Raw genomic sequence first — 16,697 nt, 5'->3', positions numbered from 1 at the left:
CGGATACATCACCGGCCCCGGGAGAGATCGGTGGCCGGGTCCGGGACGCGCCGGCGGAGGTCCTCCACCAGCCGTCCGTCGCGCATCCGGACCAGCCTGGGGACGCGGGCTCCGATGGCGCTGTCATGGGTGACCAGGACGATGGTCTGGCCCTCCCGCGCGTTGAGTTCGCACAGCAGGTCCATGACCTGGTCGGCCATCGTGGTGTCGAGGTTGCCCGTCGGTTCGTCCGCCCAGACGATGGCGGGCCGTCCGGCGAGGGCGCGGGCGATGGTCACCCGCTGCTGTTCGCCGCCGGACAGCTCGCTGGGCCGGTGCTCGACCCGGTGGGCGAGGCCGACCCGGTCGAGCATGGCCAGGGCCCTGCGCCGTGCCTCGCGCGGCCGGGTGCCGACGAGCAGCAGGGGGAGTTCGACGTTCTCCACGGCGGAGAAGACCGGGATGAGGTTGAACGACTGGAAGACGAAGCCCATCGTCCGCGCACGGTGCTCCGTACGCGCGGCGTCCGACATCGCGAAGAGATCGTGGCCGTCGATCTCCACCCGGCCGCCGTCGATGTCGTCGAGCCCGGACAGACAGTTCAGGAGAGTGGTCTTCCCCGATCCGGACGGTCCCATGACCCCGACGAGCTCTCCCCGGCGTACGACGAGGTCAAGGCCGTCCAGGGCGGTGACCGCCACCGAGCCCGTCCGGTAGGTCTTGCGGACTCCCGTGGCGACCAGAAGAGGGCGGTCGCTGTCCATGTCTCCCATACGAAACCCGGAAGGAAGCCGTGGCGACGGCCATCCGGGTCCGTGCGAGGGGACAACCGGCCCCATCCGGAACCGGGACAGGCCATACGCCCGCGGCACGCGCACGTCGGCGGACGACCGTGGGGGTCAGGGCGCGGGCGATCACCGCGGTGACGGCGAGGAGGACGAATCCCCCCCGTGTAGTCGTGCGCGACGCTGTCGACGGCCCCCATCACCAGCGGTGGGAAGAAGCCGCCGAGGCCGCCGGCGGTCCCGACCACGCCCGTCACCGAGCCGACACGCTCCGCCGGGACGAGACGCGCGACGAGGGCGAAGACCGCCGCTGAGCCGGCCCCCAGACCGGCGGCCATGCCGAGGAACGCCGCCGTCCCGACCGGAACCAGATCCGCCTCGAACGAGGCGACCAGCGCGCACACGGCGACGAGCCCGTACGACCCCGTCAGGACGGGCACGGGATGCGTGCGGTCCGAGAGCCAGCCGCCCAGGGGCCGCATCGCGACCGCGAGGACGACGAACCCGGCGGTGCGGAGCGCGGCATCCGAACGGCCGAGCTCGTAGGCCCGGGTCAGGTAGGTCGGCAGGTAGACGCTGAAGGCGACGAACCCGCCGAAGGACACGGCGTACAGGAACGCCAGATGCCAGGTCGCCGGCGTGCGCACGGCCAGTGCGGTACGGGAGAGCAGCGACCCCGTCGCCGTCGCGCGTCCCGGTCGGTCGCGCAGCAGGAACCAGGCCACCACGGCGTACACGGCGAGGCAGCCGGCCACGAGACCGAACGGGAAGGCGCGCCCGACGGCGTCCGTCAGCTGAACGGTGGTGAACGCCGAGAGGGCGGTGCCGCCCGTGCCGATGCCGAAGATCCCGAGGGCGACACCCCTGCGCGCCGGCGGGTACCAGGCGTTGACGAACGGGACGCCGACCGCGAAGGCCGTTCCTCCGAGCCCGAGCAGGAAGCCGCCCGCCAGCACCTCCGCCGTCGAGTCGGCCAGGTGCCCCAGATAGAGCACCGGCAGAGTCGTCAGCAGGGCGACGAGGGGGAAGACCCGGCGAGCACCCCACCGGTCCGTCAGCGCTCCGGCCGGGATCCGGCCGGGATCCGGCCGAGCGCGCCGACGACCACGGGCACGGCGACCACCACGGACTGCTCGAACGAACTGAGATCGAGCTCGTCCCGCAGCCGCGGACCCAGCGGTGCGAGCAGCGCCCAGGCCCAGAAACAGGGGGCGGACCCGGTCGTGGTCAGGACCAGCATCTGCCAAGGCCGGAGCGTGCCGTCCGCGGCGCGCGCTCTCCCGGTGCCGGGGAACATGGCGCCTCCCGTCGGCAGCCCGCGCCTTCGGCACGGAGCCCTGCGCGTCCACCCTCGGCAAGCGCCCGTCCCGGTGCCAGGGGCCACCCGTCCCCTTCCACGGCCGACCGGTCCCGATCGGGGGTCCGGAAGGCCCTGTGCGCCGTGCCCCGGCCGCGGGACCGTGAGGGTGTCCGGCCCGACCCGGAGCGGGGACGCCCCCACTCGTGCGGTCCGGCCGCCGGGAGCGTGAACGGCCATGATGTTCTGGTACGGAAACGGCATGAACGGATGGGGCTGGTTCGCTGTGTCGGCAGGGATGGTGCTGTTCTGGGGCCTCCTCATCACCGCCGTCGTGTTGATCTTCCGCACCCTCGACCGTGCCGCGGGACCGCCCCCGCGTCAGGGGACCGCGGCGGCCGAACAGATCCTCGGCGAGCGGCTGGCCCGCGGCGAGATCGACGAGGAGGAGTACCGCAGGCGCCTGAGCGCCCTGAGACGCGGGGACTCGTAGCCTCTCCGCCATGGCGTGCCGCCGGGATGCGGGGGCAGGCGCACGCGGCCACGCTGGGACCATGGCCGGTCGGATGCCCGCGGAGTCGGGTGGGCACCGCGACGCGCTCCGTGAGCTGACCGCACGGCACGGAGAGCGCGGTGGCCCGTTGCCGGCCGCACTGGATCGGATCAGGGCCTCGACCGCCGCCGGGCCCGAGGAATGGGCGCCGCAGGTCGCGGGGGCGGCCGGACTGCCCGGCGCCGCGGGGCTCGGTTCCGCCACGTACTTCGCCGACCTCGCCGCCCCGCACGGCGAGCGGCACGTGCGCGTGTGCACCGCGACGGCGTGCTTCGCCGCACGGGGCGTACGGCACCTGGGGGAGACCGAGGAAGCGCTCGGCGTGGCGGTCGGACACGTCGACGCCGCCGGCCGGACCTCGCTGCAGGGCGTGCGCTGCCTCGGCTACTGCTACGCGGGCCCGGCCGCCCTCGACGGCACCCGTGCCCGCGCGGGTCACGACCTGGCCGACCAGCTCGTCGGACGTGCGGAGCCTCGCGCGCCTGGCATCCCCGCCGCGGACACCACCGGCGCGCCCGTCCTCCTCGCCGGGGTCGTCCTCGGGGAGCCCGCGTGGGACGTGCGGCGTCGCGCGGTGACCGGGGTGCGCCCCGACGACGTGCGCGAGGAGGTCGCCGCCTCCGGGCTGCGTGGACGAGGCGGCGCAGGGTTCCCCGTGGCGGCCAAGTGGACCGCGGTGGCGGGCGGGCAGGACCCGTTCGTCGTCGCCAACGGCGACGAGGGCGACCCGGGCTCGTACGCCGACCGGCTGCTCATGGAGGAGGACCCCGCGCGGGTTCTCGCCGGGCTGGCGCTGGCCTGCTCCGCCTGCGGCGCCCGGCACGGGATCGTCCTGGTGCGCTCCGAGTACCCCAGGGCGACGGCCCGGTTGCGGCGGGCCGTCAGGGACGCGGTGGCGGCAGGGGATCTCGCCTCCTCGGTCGAGGACGCCGGGCCGCAGCCGTTCGTCGAGGTCCTCTAAGGGGCGGGCTCGTACGTGGCGGGGGAGGAGACCGCGCTCATCGCCCGCCGCCTCGAGGGCGCCCGTGGCGTCGCTCGCCCCCGGCCCCCGTACCCCACCGACCACGGGCTGTGGGACGCGCCCACCGTGGTGAACAACGTGGAGACGCTCGCCGCCGTGCCCTGGATCATCCGCCACGGCGGCGCGGCCCACGCCCGGCGCGGCGTACCGGGCGAGAGCGGTACGAAGCTGGTCTGCCTCTCCGAGCGGTTCGCCCGGCCGGGCGCCTACGAGATCGAACTCGGCACCACCGTACGGGAGATCGTCACACGATACGGAGACGGTCTCAAGGACGGCCGGGACCTCGTCGCCCTCCAGATCGGCGGCCCCCTCGGAGGCTTCCTCGCCGGGAACGCACTCGACGTGCCGCTCACCTCCCGCGCGCTCGCCGACCGCGGCGCCGCACTCGGCCACGCCGGCCTCGTCGCCTTCGACGCCGACACCGATCCCCGGGAACTCCTGCGGCACGTATGGGAGTTCGCCGCCGACGAGAGCTGCGGAGCCTGCTCGCCCTGCCGGCTCGGCACCCGGCGGGGGCTCCGGCTCGCCCACGACCGGGGCGCGCCGGGGGAGGCGTACGAACGGCTGGCGCGGCTCATGGGCGAGGCGAGCCTGTGCGCCTTCGGCCGTCGCGTGCCGGCCGCCGTCCGCAGCCTCGCCCGCGCCTACGGCACCGCCCTGGCCGGGTGGGACCGATGACCCGCCTCCAGGTCGACGGCGTCACGGTCGAACTGCCCGCCGGAGCAACCCTGCTCGACGCAGTGCGGGCCGCCGGCGCCGAGCTGCCGACCCTCTGCCACGACGACCGGCTCCGGCCCGCCGGCTCCTGCCGGACGTGCCTCGTCCACGCCGACGGCCGGACCGTCGCCGCCTGCGTCACACCCGCCGAGCCCGGCATGGCGGTGGACACCGTCGGCGAGGAGGTGCGCGAGCTGCGCCGGGACGCCGTCGCCCTCATCGCCTCGGTGCTCCCACCGCGCGCGCTCGCCGACGACTCGCCCAGCGAACTGGCCGAAGCCTGCCACGAGTCGGGGATCGCTCCGACGGACTCCGGCGCGGCACCGCCGCGCGGGAGCGACGAGAGCCACCCCTACGTCCATCTCGACCGCGACCTCTGCATCGCCTGCGGCCGCCGCGTCCGCATGTGCGCCGACGTGCAGGGCACCTTCGCCCTCACCCTCACCGGACGCGGAGCCGACACCGTGGTCGCCCCCGGTACCGGCGGTCCCTGGGCCGCATCCGACTGCGTGGCCTGCGGCGGCTGCGTCGACACCTGCCCCACCGGGACGATCACCCAGCCCGGGGCCGGCCGGGGACTCACCTCCCGGCGAGCGGATCCCGACCGGGTCCGCACCACGTGCGGGTACTGCGGAGTCGGCTGCGCCCTCGACGTCGTCGTCCGTGACGAACGGGTCGCCGCCGTGCTGCCCGCCCGCGACGGCCCGGTCAACCGCGGGCACGCCTGCGTCAAGGGCCGCTTCTCGTACGGCTACCTCACCTCGGCCGAACGCCTCACCGAACCCCTGGTCCGCCGCGGCGGGATCCTGACTCCGGCGAGCTGGGACGAGGCGATCGCCGTCGTCGCGGAAGGACTGCGAGCCGCCGTCGGCCACGGCGGTCCCGACGCGGTCGCCGCGATCTCCTCGGCCCGCGCCACCAACGAGGAGAACTACCTCGTCCAGAAGTTCCTGCGGACCGTCATCGGCACCAACAACGTCGACAACTGCTCCCGTCTCTGCCACGCCCCCTCCGCCGCGGGACTCACCGCCTCCTTCGGACACGCCGGCGGCACCGACTCCTTCGACGACGTGGAGACCGCCGACTGCCTCCTCGTCGTCGGAGCCAACCCGGTCGAGGCGCACCCCGTCGTCGGCGCCCGCCTCCTCCAACGGGCTTTGGCGGGCGCCACCCTCGTCGTCGCCGACCCCAGGAACGTCGGCCTGGCCCGCCACGCCGACGTGCACCTGCGACCCAGGCCCGGTACGAACGTCGCCCTCTTCCACGGGCTTGCCCACGTCCTCGTCGACGAAGGCCTGACCGATCCGAGCTTCCTGCGTGACCGCGCCACCGGACTGGACGGACTCACCGAGCTCCTGGCCGACTACCCGCCCGAGCGGGGCGCCGGGATCACCGGAGTCCCGGCCGACGACATCAGGACGGCCGCCCGCCTCTACGGCCGGGCCGAGCGTCCGGCCGTCCTCTACGGTCTCGGGGTCACCGAGCACCTGCACGGCACCGACGGCGTCCGCACCCTGGCGAACCTCCCCATCCTCCGGGGCGCCGTCGGCGGCACCGGCCACGGGTTCGGCATCAGCCCGCTGCGCGGCCAGAACAACGTCCAGGGCGCCTCCGACATGGGCGCCCTGCCCGACCTGCTGCCCGGCTACGGCCACGTCACCGACCCCGAGGCCCGCTCTCGCGCCGAGGCGGTCTGGGGCCGACCGGTGCCGCCGACGCCGGGACTGCGCATACCCGAGATGTTCGCGGCGGCCCGGGAGGGCCGGCTGCGGGCGCTGTGGGTCATCGGCGAGGACGTCTGCGCGACCGACCCCGACAGCCGGCGCGTCGCGGAGGCCCTCGACGCCTGCCCGCTGGTCGTCGTCGACGAGCTCTTCCTCAGCGGGACCGCCCGGCACGCGGACGTCGTCCTGCCCGTCGCCTCCTGGCTGGAGAAGGACGGGACCTTCGTCAACTTCGACCGCCGCTTCCAGCGCGTGCGGCAAGCGGTGACTCCGCCCGGTACAGCGCGCTCCGACTTCGAGGTCGTGCACGCCGTGGCCGCCGCGACGGGCGCCTACCTCGGCTGCCCCACACCGGCCGACGCCCTCGCCGAGTGCGGGCGGGTGGCGCCCGTCTTCGCCGGACTCTCGCACGCGCGCCTCGACCGAGAGGGCGCCGTTCCCTGGCCCTGCCCCTCACCGGACCGGCCCGGCGAGGCGACCTTGTACGCCCGGGAGTTCGCGACCCCCGACGGCCGCGCCCACCTCTCCGCCGCCCCCTACCTGCCGCCCGGCGAGGAGCCGGACGCCGACTACCCGCTCCTGCTCGTCACGGGACGCCGCTGGGCCCACTACAACTCCGGCAGCATGACCCGGCGCGGCGGCAACCTCCTCCTGGACACCCGCGGCCGGCTCGACCTGCACCCCGAGGACGCCGTGCGGTACGGGGTGCGGGACGGCGCCCCCGTCGTCGTCGACAGCCGCCACGGACAGGCGCGGCTGATCGCCCGGGTCGGCGCGGACCTCGCCCCCGGGCAGGTCTTCTGCGCGTTCCACTTCCCGGACGAGGGCGTCAACTCCCTCACCTCGGAGCACGCCGACACCGTGACCTCGTGCCCGGAGTACAAGGTCACGGCGGTACGGGTGCGGCCGACGGCCTCCGACGACTGAGCCCCGGCCCACCGGAGGGTCAGTCGTGGGGGACGACGGCGACCGGCGCGCGGCTGTGATGGAGCACCGCGTGGGCCACGCTGCCGAGACGCGCGCCCAGGACCGAGCGCCGGGTGCGCCGGCCGACGACCACGAGAGCGCCGTCGCCGGAGGCCCGCACCAGTTCGAGGCCGGCCGATCCGATCGTCACGCGGGCGGTGGCCGTCACGTCGGGATGCTTGGTCCGCCACGGTTCGAGGAGGTCGTCGAGGGAGCGCTCGATCTCGGGGGACACGGCGAGCCGGACGTCCGACACCATGGCCGGTCCGAGCGTGCCGTACGGCGGGAGCTGCTGGGCGTAGACGACGTGGACGGAGCCGAGCCGTCGTTCGGCCTCCTCGAACGCGAACTGCAGGACGGCGTCCTCGGGCTGCTGCGCGTCGACCCCGACCGTGACGGAGCCGCGCGGCGATACGTCGCCGTGGTCGCGTACGAGGACGACGGGCCGTTCGACGACACCGGCCACGGACAGGCCGACCGAGCCCACCAGATAGCCGGCCACGCTGCCGAGGGCACGCGACCCCAGGACCAGGAGCTCACCCTCCTCGGCCGCTGCCACCAGGCCCGGGACCGGACCCGAGGGGATGAGCCCGACGGTCACCGAGAGGCCCGGGTGCCGTGCATGGAGTCCGTCGGCGGTCCGGGCGAGAAGCTGCTCGGCCCACGGCTCGTCCGACTCCGGCCAAGGCTCCTTCGCGTGCACCAGACGCAGCCCGGTGCCGCGCAGGACGGCCTCGTCCGCCGCCCACGCGGCGGCGGCCTCCGCCTGCTTCGTACCGTCGATGCCGACCACGACGCCCTGTGTCATGACCGTCCACCTCCCGATCGGGTGTCGTCCTTCTCGTAGCGGAGCCGGGTGCGGGAGACCGACACGACTCCGTCGACCATCGCGCACATGCGTTCCATCGCGGGGATCATGCCCCGGTACGGGACTTCGCCGCTGAGCTCCACACGGCCGTCGCGCACCTCGACGGACAGACCGGCGGGGTCCAGGCCGAGGGTTCCGGTGAGGATGTCCTCGGTGATCTCGCGGCTGATGTCCTCGTCCTCCCGGAGGAAGATCCCCAGCAGGTCCCTGCGGCTCGCGATGCCGACCAGCCGATCCGCTTCGTCGACGACGACGAGCCGCTTGACCCCCTGCACCTCCATCAGACGCGCTGCCTCCACCGCGGTCCAGTCGGGACGGGCGCACACCGGGGGCGCCGACATCAACTCCTCCGCGCGCGTGCCCCCGGCCTTCGCCCGCTCCCACGCCTCGAGCCCGGGCACGGCCGGTACGTCTCCCGGTGCGGCGGCCTGGTCGGCGGCCTTGCGGAGCAGATCGCCCTCCGAGACGACCCCGATCACCCGGTTCTCGCCGTCCACCACCGGAACCGCGGTGACACGGTGCTGCGACAGGATCCGCACGATCTCCTTGAAGGGAGCGTCGCCGCCGACGCTCACCACCTCGCGGGTCATCAGCTCGCCGATCTTTCGGTGACGCATCACGCGCTCCTTCTCGGGAGAGGCGGCCCCCGTGGTGTCCACCCTGCGGTGCGGGCCCTCCCCGGAAGGAGTGCCGAACGGTCCCCTTCCGGGACCGTTGGCCCCTACGAGGCAGACCCGCTCGCCCGCACCATGGAGGCAAGAGCCGTCGCGGAGGCATCGCAGCTCCGCGATCGTGCCCCCGGAGGAGACGGCCCTACCCGGCACCGCCCCCGGTGCCGGCGTGGCGAGGAGCCACTTCGTACGCGGAAGGCGGTGGGGACGATGGAATCACCCGCGGTGGCAGGTCCCGTGGTCGTGGGCGTCGACGGGTCCGACGCCGGTCTCACGGCCTTGGACTGGGCGGTCGACGAAGCGGTACGGCACGGAGCGCCGCTGCGCATCGTCCACGCCTCGCTCTGGGAGCGGTACGAAGGCGTCGTGCCGGCCTGGAGCACGGACCGGCCCTCGGGTCAGGTCCTCGCCGAGAACATCGTCGGCACGGCCGCGGACCGGGCCCGGCGGCGTGCACCCGGACTCGCCCTCGGCACGGACGTGCTCGCCGAGGACGCATCGGGTGCGCTGCTCCGCGAGGCGCAGGAGGCCATGGTCCTGGTCGTCGGGTCGCGCGGGCGGGGAGAGCTGAAGGACCTCCTGCTGGGATCCGTCGGCCTCGTGGTGGCGGCCCGGGCCCCCGGGCCGGTCGTCGTCGTCCGCGGGGACCGGCATGCCCTGGAGGCGCGCCATCAGCGGGTCCTGCTGGGCGTCGGCGACCACGAGGTGGACGCGCCGGCCGTGCGGTTCGCCTTCCGCGAGGCGGCGGCACGGGACGCGGAACTCGACGTCGTCAGCACCTGGCGACGACCCGCCCACGAGCCGGTGGGCCACCAGCCCCTGACGGGTGAGCACGGCTCGGCCCTTGAGCAACGAGCCGCGCAGCTCCTCGACAAAGCCCTGGAACCGGTGGCGCGCGCGTACCCCCGGGTCCGGCTGCGCAGAAGCACGGTCGAAGGTCCCGCGCACCGCGTGCTGACCGAGCGCTCCGCCGCCGCCGACCTGCTGGTCGTCGGGGCGCGACGCCAGGGCCGCCTGGTCGGCCTGGAGCTCGGCAGGGTCGCGCACCGCGCTCTGCACCATGCCTCGTGCCCGGTCGCCGTCGTCCCACGGCACGACCCCGCCGCCTCGGAAGGAGACCGGTGATGCCCCCCACCGACCGGCACCACATGAGCGACCTCGGCCGCCGCATCGAGGCACGGCGCACGCGTCTCGGCCTCTCCCGCGAGGAGGTGGCGGCGCGGGCCGGATCGACACCCGGCTACATCGGAGTCCTGGAGGAGCAGCTGCCCAGTCCCGGGATCGAGTTCCTCGTGCGGCTCGCGAACGCTCTGGAGACGACCGTCCAGGACCTGACCGGGTACACCGCGGAGGTCGCTCCCGGAACAGCCCGGGCCGGACGTGGCGCCCGGATGCACGAGATCGACGAGGCGGAATGCTGGGCTCTGCTCGACGACCACGGCGTCGGCCGCGTCGCCGTCACCGGGAACGACGGGCCCGAGATCTTCCCCCTGAACTACCAGGTCGTGGGCAGGGAGATCCTCTTCATGACCGCGGAGCACACGCCACTCGCGCGGGCGGCGGCCTCCGGCGCGGAGATCGCGTTCGAGGAAGACCACGTGGACGAGGCCTTCAGCCAGGGATGGAGCGTCCTTCTCGTCGGCCCCGTACGAGAGGTGTCGGACCGGGACGCCGCCCGGGGGCTGAAGAACGCGGCGTACTCGACGCCGTGGGCCGGCGCCGAGCGGGACTCCGTCGTGCTGCTGTCCCCCCGCCGGGTGTCCGGACGGCGCATTCTGACGCCGGGCGCGCCCGGCACACCGTCCGGTTCGGAGCCCTGAGTCGCCCGGTCCGGACGCTGAACCGGCTGGTCTACCCGAGGGGGACGACGGTGACGGGCGCGGGACTGTGGTGGATGACGGCGTGGGCCACGTGACCGAGATGCGGGCCCAGGGGGACCTTCCGGTTCCTGCGTCCCACGATGACGAGATCGGCGTTCCGTGACGCCTCGACCAGCTGGTACGCGGCGGAGCCCATGACCTGCTCGGCCGTGGCGTCCACACCCGGGTAGTGCCTCTCCCACGGCTGCAGCAGTTCGTCCAGGCCGCCCGCGAGCTGTGCGCCCAGCTCTTCGCCGATCCCGGGGTCCACGACGGACGCGTAGCCGTACGAGGCGGGGAGCGTCCAGGTGTGCAGGAGCCGGAGGGGCAGGCCCGTGCGGGCCGCCTCGGTGAAGGCGAACCCCAGCAGAGCCTCGCAGGGGTGCTGGATGTCGACACCCACGACGATCCCGGTGTGCGATCGCGCCGACCGCCCGCTCTCCGCGCGCACCAGGGTGACGGGCATCCAGGCCGCGCCCACGACGGCGAGGGACACCGAGCCGACGAGGTAACCGAGGAGCCCACTCAGCCCGCGCGAGCCGAGAACCGTCAGATCCGAGTCGTTCGCGGCGGCGGCCAGCACGTCCGTGGCCCTGCCGTGTGCCACCTCGCCGAACACCTCCAGGTCGGGGTGCTCCTTCCGCGCCTGTTCCGCCGTGTCCCGCACCAGGGCCTCGGCGCGGGCGAGGGCGTCCGGAAGGGGGACTTCCGGCACGTTCGGCCATTCGTCCACGTGGATCAGCCGGAGCGCCACTTCACGGAGCACCGCTTCCCTCGCCGCCCAGCGCGCGGCGGCGATGCTCTCCTCCGAGCCGTCGAGACCGACGGTGACCTGGGCTGTCATGACCTGCCTCCTCCTCAGGGGCCGTGCCATGGGCTCCGGGAGCCGGAAGGCGCACGGCCTCCAGGACATCAGGCTGGTGCCCGCGGCCCCGGCGCAGGAGGGGCCGGGCAGGTCTCGATCGGGGACCGAACGGCCCATCCCGGAAGGGCCACCACGGTGCCAGCGTGGGAGATGTCGCTCCCGGGACGTCGTCGCCGGTGTCCGGGGCGTACTCAGGAGGAGGAACCATGACCAGCGAGAACTCCGTCCGGCCGGAGCTCGGCGACGTGGTCGTGGGAGTCGACGGGTCCCCCTCCGCGCACACGGCCGTGCTCTGGGCCGCCGCCGAGGCGGACCGCAGGGGCCGTCGCCTGCGGCTCGTGCACGCCGCCGACACCGACCGGCGCGCGTACTGGTCCAATGCCGAGACGATGCAGGCGGTGCGCGAGGCGGGCCGCGACCTGCTGATCAGGACGGCGGAAGCGGTCCACGAGCGCCATCCGGACCTCGCCGTGACCAGGGAGCTCGGCCGCAAGGAAGCCGTGTCGGGTCTACGGGAGGCCGCCGGCGACCGGGGGACGATCGTGGTGGGCAACCGGGGTCTCGGAGGCTTCTCCGCCCTCATGCTCGGCTCCGTCGGACTGGGCGTCGCCGCGCGCGCCGAGGTGCCCGTGGTCGTCGTACGAGGGGAGGACGACCGGCCCCGGACAGGCTCCGTGACCGCTGCCGTGCGCGAGCCCGCCGACCTGGACTGGCTGCTGCTCGCCGCGGCGGAAGCCGACGCGCGCAAGGCGGCGCTGCGCATCGTGAGCGTGTGGAACGTCCTCACCCACGTCGGCAGCGTGGCCACCATGCTCGACGACCTGGACGCGATCGCCCGTCGGCGCGTCCACGAGACGAAGGCACTCGCCGACCGGGTCCGCGAGGTCTACCCCCAGTTGATCGTCGGGCACCACGTGGAGACGGGCACGAGCACCCCCGGCATCCTGACCGAGGCCAGCGCCCACACGGACCTGCTCGTGATGGGCCGCGGACGCCGCCCCCTCGGCGTCGGCCCGTCCCTCGGCCGCGTCGCCCACGCTCTGATCCACCACGCCCACTGCCCGGTGGAGATCATCCCGGCCGCCTTCGTCTCCCGGGAAGAGGAGCCATGAGCGACGTCCTGGTCGGCATCGACCCCCGCGACCTGTCCGTCCCGGCCCTCGTCTGGGCCGCCGACGAAAGCGAACGCCGAGGTGCCCGGCTGCGCCTGGTCGCCGCCGTCCCCCCCGGTCCACGACCGGCTCGCGTACGGCGCGACCGGCCACCGGAGCTCCCTGCGCATCCGGGGCGAGTCGGCGCTCGCCAACGCCGAAGACCTCGTACAGGAGCTGCACAGCGGGCTGTGGACCGCGACGGAACTCGTCGACGGGACCCCCGCCACCGTGCTGTACGAGAGGACGCGGGGGACCGCACTCGTCGTGGTGGGCTCGCGGCGCCTCGGCAGGGCCGCCGAAGTCCTCAGCGAGGGCTCCGTGGTCGTCCCCCTCACCGCACGTGCCCACTGCCCGGTCGTCGTGATCCGCGAGCCGGAGCACACGGCCGTCCACCCGCCACTGGTCGTCGTCGGCGTGGACGGCAGCAGGGACTGCCGGGCCGCCGTCGCCTTCGCCGCGGCGGAGGCGAGCCTGCGCGAGGCGCGGCTCATGGCGGTCTGGGTCTGGCCGCGCCCGCTGCTGGCCCGGGGCGACGAGTCCGAGGGCCCGGCCGAACACCGCCGGCTGCTCGCCGAATCGGTGGCCGGTTGCGCCGAGCGCCACCCGGACGTCGACATCGAACAGGTGATCATGCGCGGGCACCCCGTCGAGGAACTCACCCGCGCCTCCCGCGAGGCCCTCGCGGTCGTCGTCGGACGCAGGGGACGAGGCGGCTACTCCGGCATGCGGCTCGGCTCCACCGTCCACGGCCTGCTGCACCACGCCGCCTGCCCCGTGATCACCGTGCCCCTTCCCGGCGGGGGAGAGACGGACGACGCCTCTTCCGGGGCCGACCGGACCCGGTCCCCGACGGACCGACCGGCCCCGAAGGGCTGACCCCCTCGGCACTGGGTGCGCGCGGCGTCGGGCGGCACGGTGGGAGGAGGAGCACAGCCCACGCGGATCCGCCGCCGACCGGCGGCTTCCCCGGAACACGCAGACGAGGAGCAGAACGATGACCGGAGACAAGGTGGAACGCAGGCGCAGCCGCTTCCCCGACTTCAACGACTGGTTCAACCGCGAGTTCCCGGGGCTGCCCGGATGGCGCCCCGGCTCCGCCGCGCACTCCATCCCGGTGGAGGTCACCAGTGCCGGGAGCGCGTACGTGCTCCGGGCCGAACTGCCCGGAATGGACCCCGAGGACATCGCGATCACCGTCGACGACGACCTCGTCACGGTGAGCGCCGAGCACAGCGAGAGCACGGAGGACAAGGAACACTCGGAGTTCCGCTACGGATCGTTCCGCAGGACGGTACGACTGCCGGTGATGATCCCGGACGACGTCGACGCCTCGTACCAGGACGGCATCCTCACCATCCGGGTCCCGATGCCCGAGGAGAAGGCCGAGACCCGACGGACCATCCCCGTGCGGCGAGCCGGCGACAAGGCCGGGGGCGAGCGGTCATGAACGCCAAGCGGGTCCTGGTCGCGTACGGCAGCAGGCACGGCTCGACCACGGGCATCGCCGATGAGATCGGCAAGGCCCTGCGGGACGACGGGATCGACGCCGTCGTCCTCCCCGCCGACGAGGTCACGGACGTCACCGACTACGACGGAGTCGTTCTCGGCGGCGCCCTGTACGCCGGGCGGTGGAACGGCAAGGCGCGTCGGTGCGCCCGGCGGAACGCCGACCAGCTCCGCCGTCGGCCCGTCTGGTTCTTCAGCAGCGGCCCCGTCGACAGCACCGCCGAGCAGCACGACATTCCGCCGACGCCCGGCGTCGCCCGCCGTATGAAGAAGATCGGCGCGCGCGAGCACATCACCTTCGGCGGTGCCGTGACCGCCGAGACGCCCGGGCGCATTGCCCGGTCCATGGTCCACCATGGCAAGGGCGGAGACTTCCGCAATCCGGCGCGGATCCAGGAGTGGGCGCATCACATCGGAAGGGAGCTCGGCGCCACACCATGAACGACGTCGTCGAGACGTCCGGCGGGCCAGCCCACCGGGAGGTACGACATGACCCCAAGCGAGCCGGCGGACCGTGGGCGTTTCGGTCGCGTCACCGTGACCGTCATCGTGGCCGTCGCTCTGCTCTTCGGTGCCGTGGCCACCGGGATGGTGTGGAACGCCGGAGTCCGGGCCGACCGTGAACGCGCCGCCCACCGGCACCAGGTGCAGGCGGTCACCACGGGACGGGCCGAGGACCCGCCGGTCGCCGTACGGCAGGGTGCCGGGCCGCGGTCCGTCGCGGCGGCGGTCTGGGAGTACCCCGACAACGTCCGCAGATCGGGAACCGTCCAGGTACCGCCCGCGACCCCGAAGGGGCACACCGTGACGATCTGGGTGGACGACACCGGCAGCCCCGCCCGCCTGCCGGGGAGTACGTCGGAACGCGCGATGACCTCGTTCGCGGGCGGCATCTCCGTCGCCAGTGTCGTGGCGGCGTTGGAGGTCGGTGCGGTCGTCCTCGTCCGACGGCGGGTCGGACCGCACAGGCTCGCGGCCTGGGAGCGGGAGTGGGAGCAGGTCGAGCCCGTCTGGTCCGGCCGGCTCCGGCGGGGAAGCGGCCCGGACGACGACGATGCCTGACCGGACCGACGCCCCGGTCCGACGCGCACGTCACCGGCTGCGGCGGGCCGGTGACGACGTCAGTGGACGACGCCCGTCTCCTCGCCGCCCTGGTCGAGGCGGAAGGGCGGGTAGGCGTCCGTCATCAGGCTCGCGTACGCGGCGACGCGCAGTACCCAGCGGTTCAGTCCCACGATCAGGACGAACAGGTCGCGCGGATAGCGTTCGGTGAAGGTGAGGGCGAAGCCCGCGATGATGGCGAGCAGGGTGATCAGGCCGCCGCTCCACCAGCCGGCGCGCATGCCGCCGGTGAGGAAGGCGATGATCAGGTAGTGGGGGATGGCGAGCAGCCACCATTTGACCAGGACGAGCGAGCGCGAGAGCCGTTCCGGGTAGGCGATGTCCAGTCGGGCCGGGTAGTCGGGTTCCGGGCCGAGGCTGAAGGGCGGGTAGCGGTCGGTGCCGAGGGCGCCGTACGCGTAGTACGACACGCGCCACGACCACCGGAGGACGCCGAGGTTGAAGTCGAACAGGGCTCGCGGGTAGCGCTCGGTGAACAGGATGGCGAAGAACGCGATCACCGTCACGACGAAGAAGGCGATCCAGAGGAAGATCAGCACGATCCAGTGCGGGATGACCAGGATCCATTTGACCAGCCACAGCCAGCGGGACAGCGGGGCGTCGAGGTCGGCCGTCACCGACACCGGCGGATAGGGGGCGTGCTGTGTCTCCATGATCGTCACTTCCCCGCACGGGCCCGTCGCCCGGGAGCCGTGCGCTCTCCTCGAAGGACCCCGTCTCTCAGGATGGTCCGTTTCAGCCCCGCAGGGGAGGGCCGTCCGGTCCCGGACCGACCGCGAGGCGGCACTCCACGTCCACCACGCCCTCGACGGCGCGCGTCAGGCGTGCCGCCAGCGGGATCAGCCCGCCGTCGTGGACCGCGCCGGACAGGGTCACGACACCGGCGTCGACCCGGACCTCGACCTGCCGGTGGGAGAGGGGGAACAGGGGCTCGACGACATCGGCGCGGACCTCTGCGGCGAGGTCCTCGTCCGGGCGGAGGAAGACCTTCAGGAGGTCGGCCCGGCTGACGATCCCCTGGATCGTGCCGCTCGCGTCGACGACCGGCAGACGCTTGACGCGGTGGGCGGCCATGAGGCGCGCGGCCCGCGACAGGGACGCCTCGGGGGCGACGGTCACGGCGGGCGACGACATCAGGTCCCGGGCGCGCCGGGCACCGGCCTTCGCGGTGGCGTCGAGGCGCCGCATCTGTTCGATGAGGCCGAGGCGATGGTCCTGGAACTCCTCCTTGAGGAGCAGATCGCCCTCGGAGACGATGCCGACGACACGGCCCTCCCCCTCGACGACCGGTACGGCGCTCACCCTCCACCGTTCCATCGTGGTCACGATCTCCTTGAAGTCCGCGCCGGGCAGGACGGCGACGACCTTCCTGGTCATCAGGTCGGCGACGGTGAACGGTCGTGTGCTCATGGCGCTGCATCCTCACCGGGCGCAGGCCACGGGTTCCGCGCCGACGCGGAAGCGGCCGGCCTGCCGCCCTTCTCCCACAGGTTCCCGCGCGGCGGGCAGGCACCGGGAGGGCCGAAGGGCCCGGGTCAGCGGACCAGGACGGCCTCGCCGGAGCGGGGGACGACGGCCGTCCAGCCGAGCTCGTGGTCGATGCGGTCGCG

The 16,697-nt window shown here is 73.8% G+C and carries 19 protein-coding genes; 11 read left to right on the top strand and 8 right to left on the bottom strand.

The window, feature by feature from the left end; all coding sequences use genetic code 11:
- Nucleotides 1-8: 8 nt before the first annotated feature.
- Genes ACFYX3_RS30035 through ACFYX3_RS30025 form a run of 3 tightly spaced genes read right to left on the bottom strand, consistent with a single transcriptional unit; the run spans nt 9 to nt 2,061 of the window.
- Nucleotides 9-617 carry an ABC transporter ATP-binding protein gene (locus tag ACFYX3_RS30035; RefSeq protein ID WP_389019843.1) on the bottom strand — a complete coding sequence of 203 codons (609 nt, stop codon included), beginning with the start codon at nt 615-617 and terminating at the stop codon, nt 9-11.
- Nucleotides 581-1,822, bottom strand: a complete 1,242-nt coding sequence (locus tag ACFYX3_RS30030) for a nitrate/nitrite transporter (RefSeq protein WP_389020198.1) — start codon at nt 1,820-1,822, stop codon at nt 581-583. The genes ACFYX3_RS30035 and ACFYX3_RS30030 overlap by 37 nt, the downstream gene beginning before the upstream one ends.
- Nucleotides 1,819-2,061, bottom strand: a complete 243-nt coding sequence (locus ACFYX3_RS30025; protein ID WP_389020233.1) for a hypothetical protein — start codon at nt 2,059-2,061, stop codon at nt 1,819-1,821. Before ACFYX3_RS30025 ends, ACFYX3_RS30030 begins: the two co-directional genes overlap by 4 nt.
- A 262-nt stretch (nt 2,062-2,323) precedes the next feature.
- Between ACFYX3_RS30025 and ACFYX3_RS30020 the strand changes: the two genes are divergently transcribed.
- From ACFYX3_RS30020 to fdhF, 4 genes are all read left to right on the top strand, one after another.
- Nucleotides 2,324-2,554 (top strand): SHOCT domain-containing protein, encoded by a 231-nt coding sequence (locus tag ACFYX3_RS30020; RefSeq protein ID WP_389019840.1) that lies wholly within the window; start codon nt 2,324-2,326, stop codon nt 2,552-2,554.
- Nucleotides 2,555-2,615: 61 nt separating this feature from the next.
- On the top strand, nt 2,616-3,575 hold the full coding sequence (locus ACFYX3_RS30015; RefSeq protein WP_389019836.1) for an NAD(P)H-dependent oxidoreductase subunit E: 960 nt from the start codon (nt 2,616-2,618) through the stop codon (nt 3,573-3,575).
- A 15-nt stretch (nt 3,576-3,590) separates the two neighbouring features.
- A complete protein-coding gene (locus ACFYX3_RS30010; RefSeq protein WP_389019833.1) occupies nt 3,591-4,313 on the top strand; it encodes an NADH-ubiquinone oxidoreductase-F iron-sulfur binding region domain-containing protein in 723 nt (240 codons plus the stop codon).
- A complete protein-coding gene (gene fdhF / locus ACFYX3_RS30005) occupies nt 4,310-7,003 on the top strand; it encodes a formate dehydrogenase subunit alpha (RefSeq protein ID WP_389019830.1) in 2,694 nt (897 codons plus the stop codon). The genes ACFYX3_RS30010 and fdhF overlap by 4 nt, the downstream gene beginning before the upstream one ends.
- A gap of 19 nt (nt 7,004-7,022) precedes the next feature.
- Here fdhF and ACFYX3_RS30000 read toward each other — a convergent pair whose 3' ends face one another.
- Both ACFYX3_RS30000 and ACFYX3_RS29995 read right to left on the bottom strand, forming a co-directional pair.
- Entirely contained in the window at nt 7,023-7,850 is an 828-nt protein-coding gene (locus tag ACFYX3_RS30000; RefSeq protein WP_389019827.1) for a universal stress protein, read from the bottom strand.
- Nucleotides 7,847-8,527 (bottom strand): CBS domain-containing protein, encoded by a 681-nt coding sequence (locus ACFYX3_RS29995; protein ID WP_389019824.1) that lies wholly within the window; start codon nt 8,525-8,527, stop codon nt 7,847-7,849. The genes ACFYX3_RS30000 and ACFYX3_RS29995 overlap by 4 nt, the downstream gene beginning before the upstream one ends.
- A gap of 264 nt (nt 8,528-8,791) precedes the next feature.
- Here ACFYX3_RS29995 and ACFYX3_RS29990 point away from each other — a divergent pair, with 264 nt between their 5' ends.
- Together ACFYX3_RS29990 and ACFYX3_RS29985 are read left to right on the top strand one after the other, a co-directional pair.
- Entirely contained in the window at nt 8,792-9,706 is a 915-nt protein-coding gene (locus ACFYX3_RS29990; protein ID WP_389019821.1) for a universal stress protein, read from the top strand.
- Nucleotides 9,706-10,401 (top strand): helix-turn-helix domain-containing protein, encoded by a 696-nt coding sequence (locus tag ACFYX3_RS29985; RefSeq protein ID WP_389019818.1) that lies wholly within the window; start codon nt 9,706-9,708, stop codon nt 10,399-10,401. The genes ACFYX3_RS29990 and ACFYX3_RS29985 overlap by 1 nt, the downstream gene beginning before the upstream one ends.
- A gap of 31 nt (nt 10,402-10,432) precedes the next feature.
- On the opposite strand, the gene ACFYX3_RS29980 is transcribed toward ACFYX3_RS29985, so the two are convergent.
- Entirely contained in the window at nt 10,433-11,284 is an 852-nt protein-coding gene (locus ACFYX3_RS29980) for a universal stress protein (RefSeq protein ID WP_389019815.1), read from the bottom strand.
- 227 nt (nt 11,285-11,511) lie between these two features.
- Here ACFYX3_RS29980 and ACFYX3_RS29975 point away from each other — a divergent pair, with 227 nt between their 5' ends.
- The 5 genes from ACFYX3_RS29975 (at nt 11,512) to ACFYX3_RS29955 (ending at nt 15,027) form a co-directional block, all read left to right on the top strand.
- The gene (locus tag ACFYX3_RS29975; RefSeq protein ID WP_389019813.1) at nt 11,512-12,417 is read left to right on the top strand and encodes a universal stress protein; all 906 of its coding nucleotides are present in this window, start codon (nt 11,512-11,514) and stop codon (nt 12,415-12,417) included.
- A gap of 81 nt (nt 12,418-12,498) precedes the next feature.
- Nucleotides 12,499-13,335 (top strand): universal stress protein, encoded by an 837-nt coding sequence (locus ACFYX3_RS29970; protein ID WP_389019809.1) that lies wholly within the window; start codon nt 12,499-12,501, stop codon nt 13,333-13,335.
- Nucleotides 13,336-13,453: 118 nt separating this feature from the next.
- A complete protein-coding gene (locus ACFYX3_RS29965) occupies nt 13,454-13,906 on the top strand; it encodes an Hsp20/alpha crystallin family protein (protein WP_389019805.1) in 453 nt (150 codons plus the stop codon).
- A complete protein-coding gene (locus ACFYX3_RS29960) occupies nt 13,903-14,406 on the top strand; it encodes a flavodoxin domain-containing protein (RefSeq protein WP_389019802.1) in 504 nt (167 codons plus the stop codon). The genes ACFYX3_RS29965 and ACFYX3_RS29960 overlap by 4 nt, the downstream gene beginning before the upstream one ends.
- A gap of 48 nt (nt 14,407-14,454) precedes the next feature.
- The gene (locus ACFYX3_RS29955; protein WP_389019799.1) at nt 14,455-15,027 is read left to right on the top strand and encodes a hypothetical protein; all 573 of its coding nucleotides are present in this window, start codon (nt 14,455-14,457) and stop codon (nt 15,025-15,027) included.
- A gap of 59 nt (nt 15,028-15,086) precedes the next feature.
- On the opposite strand, the gene ACFYX3_RS29950 is transcribed toward ACFYX3_RS29955, so the two are convergent.
- Nucleotides 15,087-15,740, bottom strand: a complete 654-nt coding sequence (locus ACFYX3_RS29950; protein WP_389019796.1) for a DUF4389 domain-containing protein — start codon at nt 15,738-15,740, stop codon at nt 15,087-15,089.
- Nucleotides 15,741-15,822: 82 nt separating this feature from the next.
- On the bottom strand, nt 15,823-16,497 hold the full coding sequence (locus ACFYX3_RS29945) for a CBS domain-containing protein (RefSeq protein WP_389019793.1): 675 nt from the start codon (nt 16,495-16,497) through the stop codon (nt 15,823-15,825).
- Nucleotides 16,498-16,697 lie beyond the last annotated feature (200 nt).

The organism is Streptomyces sp. NPDC002463 (genome assembly GCF_042889835.1).
GTDB lineage: Bacteria > Actinomycetota > Actinomycetes > Streptomycetales > Streptomycetaceae > Streptomyces > Streptomyces nymphaeiformis.
Note: the sequence above shows the minus strand (reverse complement) of the source record. Positions and strands in the feature narration are given on the sequence as shown.